Raw genomic sequence first — 15,034 nt, 5'->3', positions numbered from 1 at the left:
ATTCAATGATGTAAAAGTCGGGCTCATGGCGGCAAAGAAGAAGATCGCGATCATCGGCGGTGATGGCATCGGACCCGAGGTCACGCGGGAAGCTTCCGCGCTCCTCGACTGGTACGCGAACGACCGCGGGCTGCCCATCGAGCTGTGGCACCTGGATCTGAGCGCCGATCGCTTCCTGCGCGACGGCACCACGTTTCCCAAGGAGATGCGCATCGCGATTCAGCGCGAGTGCTCCGCCGTGTTCCTCGGCGCGCTGGGGGATCCGCGCGTGCCGAACATGGAGCACGCCCGGGACATCTTGTTCGGCATGCGCTTCGGCTTCGACCTGTACGCCAACATCCGACCCGTGAAGGCGCTGAGCGATCGCCTGGTTCCGCTGAAGGGCCGCGGCAAGAACGACGTGAACTTCGTGGTGTTCCGCGAGAACACGGAAGGCATCTACGCGGGCATGGGTGGGCAGCTCAAGCGTGGCACCCCGGACGAGGTCGCCATCAACGAGGACATCAACACCCGCAAGGGCGTGGAACGCATCATTCGAGCGGCCTTCGAGTTCGCCAAGAAGAACGATCGCCGCAAGGTGTGCATGGCGGACAAGTCCAACGCCATGCGCCACGCCCACGAGCTGTGGCTGCGGGTCTTCGACGAGGTTCGCCGGGAGTACCCGGAAATTTCCGCCAGCCACGTCTACATCGATGCCCTGTGCCTGTACGTGATCCAGGACCCGAGCCAGTTCGACGTGATCGTGACCAACAACCTGTTCGGCGACATCGTCACGGACCTGGGGGCCGGGCTCCAGGGCGGGCTGGGCATGGCGGGGAGCGCCAACGTCCATCCAGCGGACCCGACGCGCGTGGCGCTGTTCGAGCCGGTGCACGGCTCGGCCCCGGACATCGCCGGCAAGAACCTCGCGAACCCCTTCGCCGCGCTGCTCACGGTCGGAATGCTGCTCTCCCACCTGGGCTGGCCGGAGGAAGAAACTCGCATCGAAGCCGCCGTTTCCGCCGCCCTGGAGGCGAATCAGTGCACCCCGGACGTGGGCGGCGAGCTGCGCACCGGAGAAGCAGGGGCTGCGGTGCGGCGACTGCTCGCCGAGCTGTAGTCGGGATTTCCCCAAAAATTAAGCCAATCCCACGGCGTGTGGTACGGCCGAGGCGATGATGGTGGCCCAGGAAACGCCGAACCACGACCGGGGTGGCAATCCGCGCGCGGACTTCGTGGCGAGCCTCGGGCGTCGCCTCGCGGTGCTGCGGGCGGGGCTCAGGGAAGTGGAAGCAGAACCGAGATCGGCAGCTCGCCGCGACATGCTGCTGCGCCGCGTGCACGCGCTGGGCGCGGCGGCGGGGGTGCTCGGGTTCGACGAGGTGCAGGCGGCGCTGGTGAGCGCGGAAGACGTGCTGCGCCGCAGTGGCAGCCATGGCGAAGTGAGCACCGGCGACATCGCCGAGGTGGCCCGCGCTTTCGAGCTGGTGCCGTCCTTGGTGTGGGGCGCGAAGCTCGGAAGCGAGAGCGGGCCCGAGCCGGAGACGCCGGATCACGCCTGGCCGTTGTGCGTGTTGGTGGTGGGCGCGCCGTCCCTCGGCGAGGGGCTTTCGGCGCGCGAAGAGGGCATCGCCATCGAGCACGAGCACGCCGAGGATCCCTCACAGGCGGTCGACATCGCCCGGTCCATCGCCCCCGACGTGGTGGTGGTGGACGCCGACAAGGCGAGCTCCGCCGAAGCCGTGGACGAGCTCCTCGACGACCCGCTGATCGAGCCCTTTGCCTTGGTGGTGGTGGGCAGCTTCGAGAAGCCGGAAGCCGCCAGCGCCTTCGTGGCCAAGGGAGCCGCGCGGGTGTTGCCGAAACCCGTGAGCCCGGACACCTTGCGGCAGAACGTGGCCAGCGTGGGGCGGCGCAGCAGTGACGCCTTGCCGCCCCGGGAGCCCATTGGCGACGTGACGGTGGACGAGCTCGCCGGGCGCATCGCCGCCGAGGTGCGACGTGGTCTGGTGGAGGCGCAGGAAGCCCAGAGCCGAGGGCTGAGCGTGCCCTTCGGCGAGGGCGTGGACGTGCTGGCGGCCGTGTGGGGCGCCGTAGCGCGGGTGCGCGAGATCGCGACCATGCGCTCCAGCGGTGGCGTGCGCTTCGACGCATCGGGGCCCGAGGGTGCGATTCCGTTGGCACCGTGGACCGGGGGCGAGCGCCGTGCGGGTGAGCGCGGTACCAGCTCACGCCGCGACGATAGCGTGTCCCTCGAGGGGCGCCGGGTCGTGGTGGTGGACGACGATCCCTCCGTGGTCTGGTTCTTGGCCGGGCTGTTGCGGGACGCCGGGGTCGAGGTGATCGAGGCGCACGATGGCGAGCGGGCGTTGGAGAAGATCTCCGGCGCGTGGCCCGACGTCGTGATCAGCGACGTGCTGATGCCGAAGATGGACGGCTTCTCGCTGTGCCGCGAGCTCAAGCGCGACATCGCGGTACGGGACGTGCCGGTCATCTTGCTGTCGTGGAAGGAAGATCTGCTGCAGCGCGTGCGCGAGCTGGGGGCGAACGCCGACGGCTATCTGCGCAAGGAGGCGACGGGGGCGACGGTGTTGGCGCGGGTCCGGGAAGTGCTGCGGCCGCGGGCGCGGGTGGAATCGCGGCTCGACGCCGGGGGCGGCGTGCGAGGGCGGCTGGACGGCCTCACGCCGCGGCTGATCCTCGAGCTGGCCTGCGCCAAGAAGCAGAACTGCCGCGTGTCCGTGCGCGACGCCGTGTTCCTGTACGAAGTGGAGATCCGCGACGGTCAGCCGGTGCAAGCGACGCGGACGGCGAGTGACGGCAATTTCGAGCGCGGCGCGCGGGTCATTGCCGGGCTACTGGGGGTGAGTGCCGGGCGCTTCGTGATCACGCCGAACAAGGCGCCCAGCCGCGACGACTTCAAGAGCAGCCTCTCGGAGCTCCTGGCCGGGCCGATTCGGCGCGCCCGCGCGGCGCAGCGTTTGCTGAGCGGTAGTGCGCTGATGAGCGTGGAGAAGGTGGACATCGACGAAGCCGCCGTGGCGGCCTACGTGGCGTCCACGCCGGACCCCGCCCACAGCCTGACCCAACGTTTGATCGCGGGAGAGTCGCCGCGGGACATCGTGCTGTCGGGGGACGCCTCGGCGGAGATGTTGGAGCTAGTGCTGGCGGACGTCGCGCGCCATGGTGGTGTGCGCGGCGTGGTGCGCGATGGCGAACCGCTGGACCTCGACGCCCGGCCGTCGGTGATACCGAGCGGACAGTCGGAAGTGGACGTGAGCGATGCGGAGAGCGAACCGCCGCAGTTCACCTTCGCCCTGTCGCCGGAGCCGCCGCAGACGTCGGCGCGACTGCCCTTGAGTCGACAGCTCACGCCCCACGTGGCGAGCGAAGCGCAGCTCGAAGTCGCAGGGTTCAAGGAGGAATCCGGGACGTTCCCCGGGGTGGGGCCGGCCGCGCCGGTGGCCGAGACCGAGCCGACGCGCAGTCCGCCGGCCCCCACGATGCGGGCTCAGAGCCCGCTGCCGGTGAAGGCCGTGCCTCGGCCGAAGCAGGAGTCGGTGGACGAAGCGTGGGGCACCGAAGCGGACCTCGAGGAGCCGCCGGCGAGTGAAGCATCGTGGCAGCCGGAGCGGGTGGAGATCGCGCCGGACGAGGCGGACGAGGCCGTGATCGCCGCCAGCGACGCGGCGTCCGAAGCGCCGGAGCCGGAGGCAGCCGAAGAGCCGGAGAGCGACGACGCTGACGAGGACAGCGCGCTCGAAGACAGCGACGAGGACGACGCCGACGAGGACAGCGACGAGGACGACGCCGTCGAAGACAGCGCCGACGAGGACGACGAACGCGAAGAGATCGCCGCGCTCCCCACCATGAAGCGCATCGAGTTCCCGCGCGATCTGCCCAAGGCGGCGCTGCCGCCCACGAAGGACATCCAGGCGCCCGGCAGCAAGGCGAAGGACCTGCTGCCGCCCACCAAGAAGATCCAGGCGGACGACGCGTCGTTGCCGCCCGCGAAGGACATTCCCGTCGGCGACGCCCTGCCGCCCACCAAGAAGATCCACGCGGACGAAGAGCGGCCGGCCAAAAAGATCCCGGCGGACGAAGAGCTGCCCGCCACCAAGAGCATCGGTTTCCCGGCCGACACTCGGGCCGAGACACCCGAGCCGGAGCCCATCGCCGAGGAACGCGCGCCGAGGAGCGCAAAGAAGAAGAAGTCCGATGGCGGCGTCCTCGGCATCGCTCGAGTGGTGCTGGTGATGGGCGCTGCGGGTGCGCTTTCGTTCGGTGCCGTGAGCTGGCTGCGATCGATGGCGGGCAACGAAGAGAAGCAGCCCGCCGCGGCGTCCAGCGCGGCGCTGCCCACCGCTGCTCCGACGGCGAGCGGTGTCGCGCCGAGTGGTACCGCGGCGAGCAAACCCAAGGCAGCCGATTCGGAAGCGAAGATCGAGGATCTGCCGCTGCCTCCCGGCGTGCCCCTGGCCGACGGCAAGGGGCTGCTCGAGATCGACATCAGCGGCAAAGACGCGATCTACGTGGACGGCACCTTCGTGGGACGCGGTCCGCTGCGGCGCGTGCCGCTGGATCCCGGGAAGCACGACGTGAAGCTGCGTCAGCCCGGCGAAGAGCGGACCTTTCAGGTGGACGTGAAGAAGGCGTCCCGCACGCGGCTTTCCCTCGAGGGGGAAAAGTAGCCAAGCGCTGGGCGTGGCCGACAAATGGCGGTAGACAGCCGCCGATGGCGTTTCGGCGCATAGCGCTGGCCGTGCTGGGCCTCGGCCTGAGCCTCGGCGGCTGCGACAAGGAATCGAAGAGCGCTCCCGCCGCGAGCGCTTCGGCTCCCGCGGCGGAGCCCGCGCCCAAGACCGCGCCGGCACAGAAGAGCTACGAGATCGTCCAGCACCTGGAGGGCTGCGAGATCCACCACCGCGGTCTGTCCATCGACGTGGGCACCCGCTCGGCGAACGCGCGTCGAGGCTTCGAGATCGGTCCCTTCGAGGACGAGAAGGACGTGGAGCGCGACGGCGCCAGCTACGGACGCATGCTCGACTCCCGCGTTGCCTACGACTTCTGGCTCGACGAAGACATCGAAGATCTGCTCATCGAGCTCAGGGTTCACGCCATCATGGCCAAGCGCCTGCACGTCGTGATCGATCGTCGGCGTGTGGGCACCGCCAAGCTCAATGCCGGCGAGACCCGCATCGTGAGCTTTCCCTCCCTCAAGCTGCCCCTCAGCGCGGGCAAGCATCGCATCGAGCTGCGGTGGTCGGGGCGTCCGCGGGGCGTGACGGAGCCCTACGCCGAGGTGGACTGGATCCGCATCGGCCTCCCGGACGAGATCAACGCCACTTACGCCGCCCCCACCCTGCGGGACGTGGTGACGGACGTGGTGCTCGACGGCGTCCCCAAGACCTCCCTGGTGCTCCGCGCGCCGAGCACGGTGCGCTGCCCAGTGCAGCTGGCGCCGGACTCCAAGCTGCAGTTTTCCCTGGGTTTCTGGGGCTCGGGCAAGGGCGCCGCGGACGTGCGCATCGTGGCCGACGGTGAAGAGCCCGTGACCTTGCTCGAGCGCAAAGTCACCGGTGGCGGGGGCGCCACCTGGACGCCCGTCGGTCTGGATCTCTCGAAGTACGCGGGGCGCGTCGTCGGCCTCGAGCTGCGCGCCCTGAGCTCCAGCCGCGGTGGGCGCGTTGCCTTTGGTGATCCGGCCATCGTGCGAGCCCAGGGCAGCGAACAGATCGTCCCGGAGGCGTCCACGGTGGTGCTCGTGATCGCCTCCGCTCTGGATCGCAAGCGGATCCCGCCCTGGGGCCCGGCGGCGGGGCTGACCTCGATTTCGGAGCTGGCCAAGGCCGGCGTCGCCTTCAACAGCTTCCGGGCGCCCTCCACCGTTCCGGGCTCGAGCATCGCCTCCATGCTCACGGGGCTACCGCCGCGAGCGCACGGTCTGGAAGACCCCGCCGCACGGCTGCCCAAGCAGGCCCAGCTGCTGAGCGAGATCGTCAAGGAGTCCGGGGGGCGAACGGCGATGTTCACCGGTGTGCCCACGACCTTTGGTGCTTTCGGCTTCGACTCGGGTTGGGACGTGTACGAGTCCATGTCGCCGGTGAAGGACATCGCTGCGGCGGAGCCCATCGTGCGCGCCACCAGCTGGCTGGAGCACGAGCTCGGGGAAGAACGCGCCAAGCGTCGGCTGGTGGTGGCCCACGTGCGGGGCGCGCATCCGCCCTGGGATCTGTCCCGAGAAGAAGCGAGCGCCCTGCCGCCGCAGGAGTATGGCGGCATCCTCGACGCGCGGCGTGGTGCCATCACCCTCGCCAAGGTGCGCAGCCGGCGCTCCCACTCCCAGCGGCGCCTCGACGAAGAGGACTGGAAGCGCCTGTTTGCCCTGGAGCACGCCGCGCTCTTGAAGCAGGACGCCGCGCTCCAGCAGCTGTTCGCTCTGCTCAAGAAGAAGGGCGAATGGGAAAAGACCCTGTTCGTGTTGGCCAGCGACGTCGCCCCGGGAGAAGGTCCGGAGCCACCTTTCGATCCCGCTGCACCGCTCGCGGAACAGCACCTGCTCGTCCCGCTGATCGTGAAGTTTCCCGGGCCGCGGGTGAGCGCCAAGGAGACCAGCAGCGACGTCACCGCCGTGGACGTGGCCGCCACCACCCTCGCAGCGCTGCGGCTGGACGCTCCGGCGAACACGAGTGGCCGGGATCTGTACTCCGCCGCCGTGGGTCAGGAGCCCCTCGCCGGGCGCGCCATCGTCTCCACGCTGGCGGATCACTACTCCACGCTGTTCGGCCACTGGCGCCTATCCGGCCAGATCGGCCGCACACCGAAGCTGTGTCAGCTGGACGTGGACCCCGCCTGCGTGGCCGACGTGCTCGAGACCATGCCCGTGGCCGCCCAGGCCATCTGGCGCGTCACCTTCGTGAGCGAGTCCGCCGCCCTCGATCATCGCATCGCCCCGCGCGAGCCCGCCAGCATCGACCCCGACACCGGCGCCGCCCTCACGGTGTGGGGCGACATCTATTGACGCTCACCCCCAGCTGCCGGTGGTGCCGGCGCGCTCCGTCGAGTCTCCGGTGTTGAGCGTGCCCGCCGGCTCGAGCAGCAGCACGTGGCATTCTCGCTCGGCGTACGGCTGATGCTCGACGCCTTTGGGGACGACACACAGCTCCCCTTGCCTCAGGTTTGTTTGTCCGTCGCGGAACCTCAGGGTGAGCTCGCCCTCGAGCACCAGGAACAGCTCGTCGGTTTCTGCGTGCTGATGCCACACGAACGCGCCCTCCACGCGGACGACCTTCACGTGGTAGTCGTTCAAGCTGGCCACGATGCGCGGCGACCACTGCTCGGAGAAGGTCGCGAGCTTCGCGCGCAGGTCGACGGCGGGCGGCACGGTCATCGATTTTCCGGGCAGGCCCGCTCCTTGGCGAAGCGCGTTCGGAGCTGTGACGTCGTGCTGGAGCAAGCGAGCAGCGCGAAGCCCGCCATCAGTGCCGCCCTCTGCATGGCGTCCGCATAGCGCGGTGGGGGCGTCGAGACAACGCGGGCGTGACGCGTCAGGGATCGAGCCAGATCGGGTTCGTGAAGGCGAAGGGCATGGTGCCTTCTCGCGACGCGTTGGGCAGGCCCCGGTCGCCCCGGGCGGTGACGATCACGAACGTCTTGTCCGTGACGGGGACGTCGAAGGTGCGATCGAGGCGGACCACGGCGTTCTTCCGCGGCACCAGCGCGAAGTGCGCTTTCCGCGCCGCCCCACCAACCAAGATCTCCACGGCGCGCACGTCGATCCAGGGAGCCGCCTTCACCACCACGTGCACGTGGGCCTTGTTCCCCACGCTCTGCACGGTTTCACCGGGCCCCTTGCCGTTCACCGTCACGTCCAAGATGGGGCCGCTGGTCACGATGGCGTGACCGGCGCGTAGCGCGGAGATCACGGACTTCTGAGGAGCGGAGAGATCTTGCGCGTCGCTCTTGGCGCTGCCCCAGTGGATCAGCGTGCGGGGTAGCCCGGGATCCAGGAACGCGAGATTGTGCGAGTCGCTGCTGCCGGTGGCGGTGTAACGCCCGCCGCGGCCGAGCAGGTGGATCCAGTCGAGCAGCACGCGCTCGACCTTCTTCAGGTCGCGGGCGTCGTCCCCGTTGTAGACCTCGATGGTATCGAAGCGCGGGTCGTACCCGGGGCGCGTCATCTCTCCGGTGTCGTCGTCGATGCCGAAGTACGAGAAATAGCCGAGGGCGGGGTCCCAGCGCGGGTGGTTGACCTGCAGGATGCCGTTCGGCGATTTCTTCTTGGCGTCGTCGAACAGACCCTTGGGGGTGGTGCTTTGGTAGCGCACGTTGTCCCGGGTGGAGAGCGGGAACACGTTGAAGTGGCCGAAGCGACTGCCCAGCGTGCTCACCTCGCTGCCCGGAATGGTGACCACGTTGCCGGTCAGCACACCGCGCGTGCGAAGCCACGTGACGGTGGGGGCGAGATCCGTGACCACGTAGTGATCCGTCGCCACGCCCAGCTCCACGCCCTCGGCGGCGATGGCGACGACCCGGGCGGGCAGCGAGATGTCCGCGTCCACGCTGGGAGCTTGATGCAAGTGGAGATCTCCGGAGATCCATCCCGGTGTGTCGATCACCCGCGGCAGCTTGGCTTCGAAGCGGGCGGTCTTCCCAGCGCGGATCAGGACGCTGCCCCGGGCTGCGTCGCGCTCGATGCCGGCGGTGGCCAACAGCTGATAGCGCCCCGGAGGCAGCGCGCGGGTGAGCACGCCGTTGCCGGTCCAGGCGAAGCGATCCGTGCCGTCGAGCCCGCCGTTGTCGTCGAACAAGGGCTTCTTGCTGCCCAGGGAGTCGATGCGCAGCTTGGCGGGAAGCGGGTTTCCGTTCTCGTCCGACAAGCGCGCCTCGAGCGTGCCCGTGGGGCCGAGCTTCCGTTCCGGTAGCGAGAGCTCTTCGAACGAGAGCTCACGCGTCACGGTGACGGAGCCACCGGCGGGGATCCCGCTCTTGTCGTACAGCGTGGTGATGGTGCTCTGAAAACCACGGATGCGCGCCGTGTAGTCCACCCACATCGAGCCCTTGCCCAAGGGCCGGAGCAGCAGGTCTCCGCCGGCGCCGCGGCGACCGATCCATCGGGCGCGACCCTTGTACTTCATGCGGGGAGGCCACACGCCTTCCACGTAGTAGCGGACGTTGCCCCACTTGAAGGCGTCTCCCAGGCCCAGGCCGCCACCCACCGCGGCGCCGCCGTCCACGCTGAAGCGCGTGGTCATCGTGAGGCGCGGCTCCGTCGGGTGCATGCGGTAGCGCGTGAGCGCGCGGATCTTGCCGACCGGCGTGTCGGCGACGCCCTCCACCTCGATGGCGTCCGCCGTGACGCCCACGCGTGCGGCGAGCACCGGGTAGTCCTTCTTGCCGAGCCGCGCGACGGGATACAGCTGCCACAGAGCGTCGATGTCGGTGGTGGTGCCGAGCTGCTCCACCGTGGGCAGCACCGGACCGTTGCGCCACAGCTCCGTGAGCCAACCATCCCGCTTGCGCACCACGGCGGTGATGGCGCGGTTCGAGAGCTTGAAATCCCCAGGCCGGGCGAACACCCGCAAGCGAGTGCCGATGTCCTGCGCGGTGAGCACGGCCGGGGGTACGGGGGCGGGCGCGCTGGCGCTGGCCGACACAGCCAACGCCACGATGGCACCCACGCTGCGAGCAACTCTCACGGCCACGCACCTTAGCGTGTTACCTTCGGCCCCACGGAGGGCGAAAATTGAGGTGGGTTTGGGCGGCCGCACTCCTGGCCATGGCCTGCAGTCCGGCTCCAAAGATGGTGACGGCGGCGCCTCCGGCACCGGAGTCGCAAAAGCCGGATGCGCCGCGAGAGCGGCGGCTGGTCTACGACATCGTCTTCAGCGATCGCGTAGCAGGGCACGTGGTGGTGGTGCGCCACGGTGACGGCACCGCGGACGAAGATCTGGAGTTTGCCGAGCGCGGCAAGGGCCCCAAGCTGCACTCCCGCTTGGAGCTCGGCAAGGACGGCTTCCCGGACCACTTCGAGCTCAGCGGCAAGAACCGCAAGCAGCGTGAGGTGCGAGAGCTCGTGAGCTGCGACGCGACGCACTGCAAGTGGAGCGGCACGGACGAAGAGGGCGAGGGACGCCGAGCGTTTTACGTCTCGAACAACAAGTCCGTGATCGCCGACGCGGCGTTGCTGGCCTTGTCCCAGCGCATGGGCAACGTGCCGCTGTTGCCGAGCGGGAGCTTCCACGCGGAAAAGCTGGTGGAGACCACCGTGAAGGGCACCACCGTGGCCGCCTGGGAGCTTTCGGGCTTTGGCTTCGTGCCGCGCATCGAGTGGTTCTCCGCGGATGGCGAGTGGTTCGCGCAGGTGGACGAATACGGGGCGGGCATTCGTCAGGGGTTCGGGGACGCGCGCCCGAAGCTGCTCGAGCTGCAGGCACCGCTCGATCGCGCCCGGCGCGAACGGGTCACGGCGCAGGTCTCGCACCGGCCGGACAAGCTCGCCATCGTTCACGCGCGGCTGCTTTCGCCGAAGCCCATCGACGACGCGACCATCCTGGTGCAAGACGGGAAGATCACGCGCGTCGGCGCCAAGCTGCCGCCCACGGAGGGCGCCGAGGTCATCGACGCCCAGGGCAAGACCGTGCTGCCCGGCTTGTGGGACATGCACGTGCACGAGGACGCCGACGACGGCCTGATGTACGTCGCCAACGGCATCACCACGGTGCGGGACCTGGGCAGCGACATGGACGCGGCGCTGACCCGACAAGCGCGCTGGGAGGCGGGGACGGAGCTCGGGCCGCACCTGATCTTGGCGGGCTTCGTGGATGGTCGCGGTCCGAAGCAAGGCCCCACCAAGATGTTCGCGGACACCGCCGAAGAGGCGCAGAAGGTGGTCGAGGCCTACGCCGCCAAGGGCTACGTGCAGATCAAGATCTACGGCTCGATGAAGCCGGAGCTGGTGCCCGTGATCGTGAAGCTGGCCAAGGCCAAGGGCCTGCGGGTGAGTGGCCACGTACCGCAGGGCATGACCGCCGAGCAGGCCGTGAAGGACGGCTACGACGAGATCCAACACCTCGAGCACGTGATCTTCGACCTGCACTCGAAGCCCAGCGAAAACCGCGGGCAGACCGCGCTCTTGGGACAGCGGGGGGCGGATATCGGTCTCGATGCCCCCAAGACCAAGGCCTTGTTCTCGCTCTTGAAGCGCCGCCACATCGTGGTGGATCCCACCCTGAACGTGGTGGAGGCCGAGCTCACCACGCGCCCTGGTCACGAAAACCCCACCTTGGCGCCGGTGCTGTCCCACTTGCCACCTCAGGTGCAGCGCTCGGCCTTCGACGGCGGGTTGCCGGAGGTCGCGGCGAACCACGAGCGCTACCAGCAGTCGTTCCAGCGCTGCCTCGAGCTCACCAAGCGGCTGTGGGACATGGGCGTTCCGCTGGTGGCCGGCTCCGATGAGTGGCCGGGCTTCGCCTTGCAGCGGGAGCTCGAGCTCTACTCCAAGGCCGGCATTCCGAACGCCGACGTCTTGACCATCGCGACGCTGGGGGCCGCGAAGGTGATGCACCGGGACAAGACCACCGGCTCCGTGGAGCCCGGCAAAGTGGCCGATTTGATCATCGTCGACGGTGATCCGCTGGCGGACATCAGCGCGCTTCGCAACGTGGTCACGGTGGTGCAAGCGGGCCGCGTGGTGGACGCCGTAGCTGCCCGAGCGGCGCTATCCATTCATTGATTGCTTGCCGTCCGGCGCGCTGGTCTTGGCCAACCCCGGCCCGAGGGCGCGGCCGATCTCCGCCCTGTCGCTCTCGGAGAGCTCGGGTGTCAGCCGCTCTATCCGGCCCAGGACGTTGCGGGTTTCGAAGTACGCTTCGCTGCAGCCCACGTGAATGAACCCGATGGGATTCATGCGGCCTTCTTCCACGATGCCCAGGCGCAGCCGCCAGGCGCCCTTGTCCATCAGCTCGTGGCAGCTGCGGCAGCGGGCCCGCCCCGAGGGTGCGCGCTCCGCCGCGAGCAAGCGCGGCAAGCGGCGGTGCGCCACGCCTTCCTCCGCCAAGGCTCGGAGCTCGGCGTGATCCTGGCTCGCGATCTCGAGGAACTCCGCAGGCCGGGCGCAGGCGGCGCACAGCATATGAAACCAGACGGTGGTCTCGCCCTCGGCGTAGGCGTTGGGAATGCTCTCGCCGAAGCGCAGCTCTCCCTTCGGTATCTTCTGGCCGCAGCCGCGGCACGCGGCGCGACCGGTGGTGGCGGGCTCGATCACGTTGGGCACGGCGAAATTGAAGCGCGCCCGAAGGGTCGGGGCCAAGTCAGGGGCCAGTGACCACGACCAGCGAGCCCCGGCGCGTGACCCGCGCCCCGTGGGCCTGGGCGATGGCCACCAGCGCGTCGTAGGGGCGAACGCGCTTCAAATCGACGTCGACCTTGCCGGCCAGGTTGCCTTCGGCCACGACGGAAAAGTGCCCGGCGTCCGCGAGGAAACGCACGACGTCGGACAGGGACGCGTCGCGAAAATGGACGTCCACGCGGCGGCGGATCCCCACGCCCGGCGCCGGCGCTTCCGGGGCGTCGGTGCCGAGGCTCTGGGTTTGGCGGAACAGCACGCGGGAGCGCGGAGTGCGCTCGGCCGTCAGGGGTGCAGACTGGAACTGCGAGGGCGTATCCGCGGGCGGGGGTGAGCCGGCGCACCCCGCCGTGAGGAGCACCAGAGCCGAAGTCGCCGATCGCACTTTGCGATCATGGCCTCTTGCGGGCGCCCTTGCAGCAGCGAAAGCCGGTTTGCGGCCCAGCGTAGATCTCGTTGTGGCTCTCCGTCGCCGCGCGACAGCGATTGCGCCCGGTGAGCCACCAGCCGCCGCGGAGGATGCTGCGCCATGGCCGCTCGTTGCCGGCGCGGGTGGTCCATTCGTCGACGTTGCCCACCATGTTGAGCACGCCGAAAGGGCTCCTGCACTCCGGCAGCGCGTCCGCCGCAACCCGCCGGTCGATGAGCTTGCCCCGGGGCGTGAACAGGTCGTCCTTGTCGTGATTGCACTTCGCGCCATCGCGCACGGCGCCGTAAGGGTAGGGGCTCGCCTCCGGCCCTTCGCACGCGAACTCCCACTCGTCTTCGTAGCAGAGCCGCTTGTCCATCGCGCCGCACACGCGCTGCGCCTCCGTCCACGACACGTGTACCAGCGGCAAATCCCAGCCCTCCGGCGTGTACTCTTGCTCGTCGATGCAGTAGCGCATCGCTCGCCGCCCGCCCTTGCACTGCACCGGCGTGGAAAACTCGCCGCAAGCGCGATGAGGCTTGCCCGGCGGATCCACCCAGCGCAAACACTGTTGCTCGGGCACACTGCAGCGGAGCCCGTCCACCAGCAGCATGCCGTCCGGGCAGGCGGCCTCTTCGGACGCGTAGGCCGGCGGCTTCGGCATCGGCGGCAGCGGCGCGGCCGGATCGTCGAACGAGCGAAATCCCTGCTCGTTTCGCGTCACCGTCACGCTGGCTGGGGTCGTCTGCGGATCCTCCGGCGCCGGCGTGCTGCAGCAACGAAAGCCGGTGGTGAAGTCGTGATACTTCTCGCCGTGGCGCATCGTCACGTAGGCGCAGCCTTCGCCGTTGATGTGCGCGTCCAAGTAGTACCCTCCCATCAAGAGCGGCCGGTCGCCGCGGGTCCACTCCAGCAGGTTGCCGACCATGTCGTGCACGCCCTCCGGGGTGACGCACGCGTCGAAGCTCCCCGTAGGCGCCACCGTGCCGCCCACCTGGTTGATGCGCGCATCGTTCAACGCCACGGAGTCCGTGAAGCGCCGCCCTTCGTGCAGCACCATCAGCGGATGCCCATCGTGGGTCGTGTTGCAGGCCCGAGGATCCTCCACGTTGCCGTAGGGGTAGCTGCGCTTCGGCTTCGCGCTGCCCATGCACGCGTCCACCCACTGCTGGGTGGTGCACAGTCGCTTGCCGCTCTGCTTGCACGCGGCGTCGGCTTCTTCCATCGAGATGTACGCTTGCGGCACCACTCCCGGCCGGCTGTCGGCCGCCACGCCTTCGGTCGCCACGGCGTGGTAGGGCGAGTGCAGCTTGCCGTCCTTGGTGAGGGTCACGGCCTCCCAGCGATCGATGCAGAAGCGCCCGTCGATGAGCGCCATCCCCGCGGGACAGCGCCCCTTCAAAGCGGGCCCTTCCGCCACGTGGCTCGCCGGCTCCACCGCATCGGGCTCGGCAGTCACCGGCGCTGCCACAGCGGGCTCGGTGATCACCGGCGCCGCCACAGCAGGCTTCTCTTCAGTTTGCGGGGCACTGCCCGGGCTGGCACAGCCAACCCCGAAGAGCCCCAGGACGAGGGTCCACCCCAAGCGACGCATGTTCCGTAAGGATCGCCCGCCTGCGCCAGACCGCCCAGTTTTCGCCGCCCGTTGAGTCCCGCAAGATTGCGTGTTTTGTTAGGGGAGGCCGTCTAACAGGCTCCTTTTTCTCGAGGTGAGGTCGACGTGAAACACATCCGATACGCTCTCGCGGCGATCGCCGCGACCACCATCGCTGGCTGCGTGGTCAAGACCTACGACTCGCCGCCCCCGGCTCAACCCGCCGCCACCGCGGAGCCCGCTCCCGTCCCGGCGACCACGGAAACCGCAGCGCCCACCGCGACAGAGACGGCCACCGCCGCCCCTGAGCCGACCAGCAACATCCCCATCACCACGGGCCCCGGCTGCCCCAAGGGCAACTGCGAGCTCACCTGCGGCTCCAACAAGCACTGCCAAGACACTTGCGACGGCGGCAACTGCCGCTACGTCTGCGCCGGCGGCTCCATCTGCGAGCTCACCTGCACCGGTGGCAACTGCAACACCAACTGTCTGCCCGGCGCCAAGTGCAACATCACGTGCCCTGGCGGCAACTGCAAGACCACCTGCAACAAGAACGCCACCTGCGACGTGAACTGCGCGGGCGGCAACTGCGAGACGCAGTGCATGGATCCCAACACCTGCACCGTCGCTTGCCCCGGCGGAAACTGTAAGTAGCGCCGCGACGTTCCTCGCGCCGGACCAACACCCTTTGGCATTTGGATGTTGG

General features: G+C 69.0%; 10 protein-coding genes. 5 read left to right on the top strand and 5 right to left on the bottom strand.

All coding sequences use genetic code 11. The features are described 5' to 3' along the window. Window positions 1–25: 25 nt before the first annotated feature. From H6717_33570 to H6717_33560, 3 genes are read left to right on the top strand one after another with little or no spacing between them, the layout of a single operon-like run. A complete protein-coding gene (locus tag H6717_33570; GenBank protein MCB9582012.1) occupies window positions 26–1,099 on the top strand; it encodes an isocitrate/isopropylmalate dehydrogenase family protein in 1,074 nt (357 codons plus the stop codon). Window positions 1,100–1,154: 55 nt separating this feature from the next. Next, window positions 1,155–4,670 (top strand): response regulator, encoded by a 3,516-nt coding sequence (locus H6717_33565; GenBank protein ID MCB9582011.1) that lies wholly within the window; start codon window positions 1,155–1,157, stop codon window positions 4,668–4,670. A 44-nt stretch (window positions 4,671–4,714) separates the two neighbouring features. Continuing rightward, window positions 4,715–7,000, top strand: coding sequence for a sulfatase-like hydrolase/transferase (locus tag H6717_33560; GenBank protein ID MCB9582010.1), 2,286 nt, complete (start codon window positions 4,715–4,717; stop codon window positions 6,998–7,000). Between the two features lie 3 nt (window positions 7,001–7,003). Here H6717_33560 and H6717_33555 read toward each other — a convergent pair whose 3' ends face one another. Together H6717_33555 and H6717_33550 are read right to left on the bottom strand one after the other, a co-directional pair. Continuing rightward, a complete protein-coding gene (locus tag H6717_33555; GenBank protein MCB9582009.1) occupies window positions 7,004–7,369 on the bottom strand; it encodes a cupin domain-containing protein in 366 nt (121 codons plus the stop codon). 157 nt (window positions 7,370–7,526) lie between these two features. After that, window positions 7,527–9,677, bottom strand: coding sequence for a CehA/McbA family metallohydrolase (locus tag H6717_33550; protein ID MCB9582008.1), 2,151 nt, complete (start codon window positions 9,675–9,677; stop codon window positions 7,527–7,529). Window positions 9,678–9,724: 47 nt separating this feature from the next. On the opposite strand from H6717_33550, the gene H6717_33545 reads away from it, so the two are divergent. Continuing rightward, window positions 9,725–11,713, top strand: coding sequence for an amidohydrolase family protein (locus tag H6717_33545; GenBank protein ID MCB9582007.1), 1,989 nt, complete (start codon window positions 9,725–9,727; stop codon window positions 11,711–11,713). On the opposite strand, the gene H6717_33540 is transcribed toward H6717_33545, so the two are convergent. Genes H6717_33540 through H6717_33530 form a run of 3 tightly spaced genes read right to left on the bottom strand, consistent with a single transcriptional unit; the run spans window position 11,699 to window position 14,328 of the window. Then, window positions 11,699–12,289 carry a hypothetical protein gene (locus tag H6717_33540; GenBank protein MCB9582006.1) on the bottom strand — a complete coding sequence of 197 codons (591 nt, stop codon included), beginning with the start codon at window positions 12,287–12,289 and terminating at the stop codon, window positions 11,699–11,701. The two genes, H6717_33545 and H6717_33540, sit on opposite strands and share 15 nt — an antisense overlap. 1 nt (window position 12,290) lies before the next feature. Beyond that, the gene (locus H6717_33535; protein MCB9582005.1) at window positions 12,291–12,710 is read right to left on the bottom strand and encodes a hypothetical protein; all 420 of its coding nucleotides are present in this window, start codon (window positions 12,708–12,710) and stop codon (window positions 12,291–12,293) included. Between the two features lie 7 nt (window positions 12,711–12,717). Next, window positions 12,718–14,328, bottom strand: a complete 1,611-nt coding sequence (locus tag H6717_33530; protein MCB9582004.1) for an SUMF1/EgtB/PvdO family nonheme iron enzyme — start codon at window positions 14,326–14,328, stop codon at window positions 12,718–12,720. A gap of 126 nt (window positions 14,329–14,454) precedes the next feature. Here H6717_33530 and H6717_33525 point away from each other — a divergent pair, with 126 nt between their 5' ends. After that, on the top strand, window positions 14,455–14,982 hold the full coding sequence (locus H6717_33525) for a hypothetical protein (GenBank protein ID MCB9582003.1): 528 nt from the start codon (window positions 14,455–14,457) through the stop codon (window positions 14,980–14,982). Window positions 14,983–15,034: the final 52 nt, after the last annotated feature.

It is taken from the genome of Polyangiaceae bacterium, from assembly GCA_020633235.1.
In the GTDB taxonomy this organism is placed as follows: domain Bacteria; phylum Myxococcota_A; class Polyangia; order Polyangiales; family Polyangiaceae; genus JACKEA01.
The sequence above is the reverse complement of the archived record's forward strand: the minus strand, read 5'-3'. Positions and strand labels throughout refer to the sequence as shown.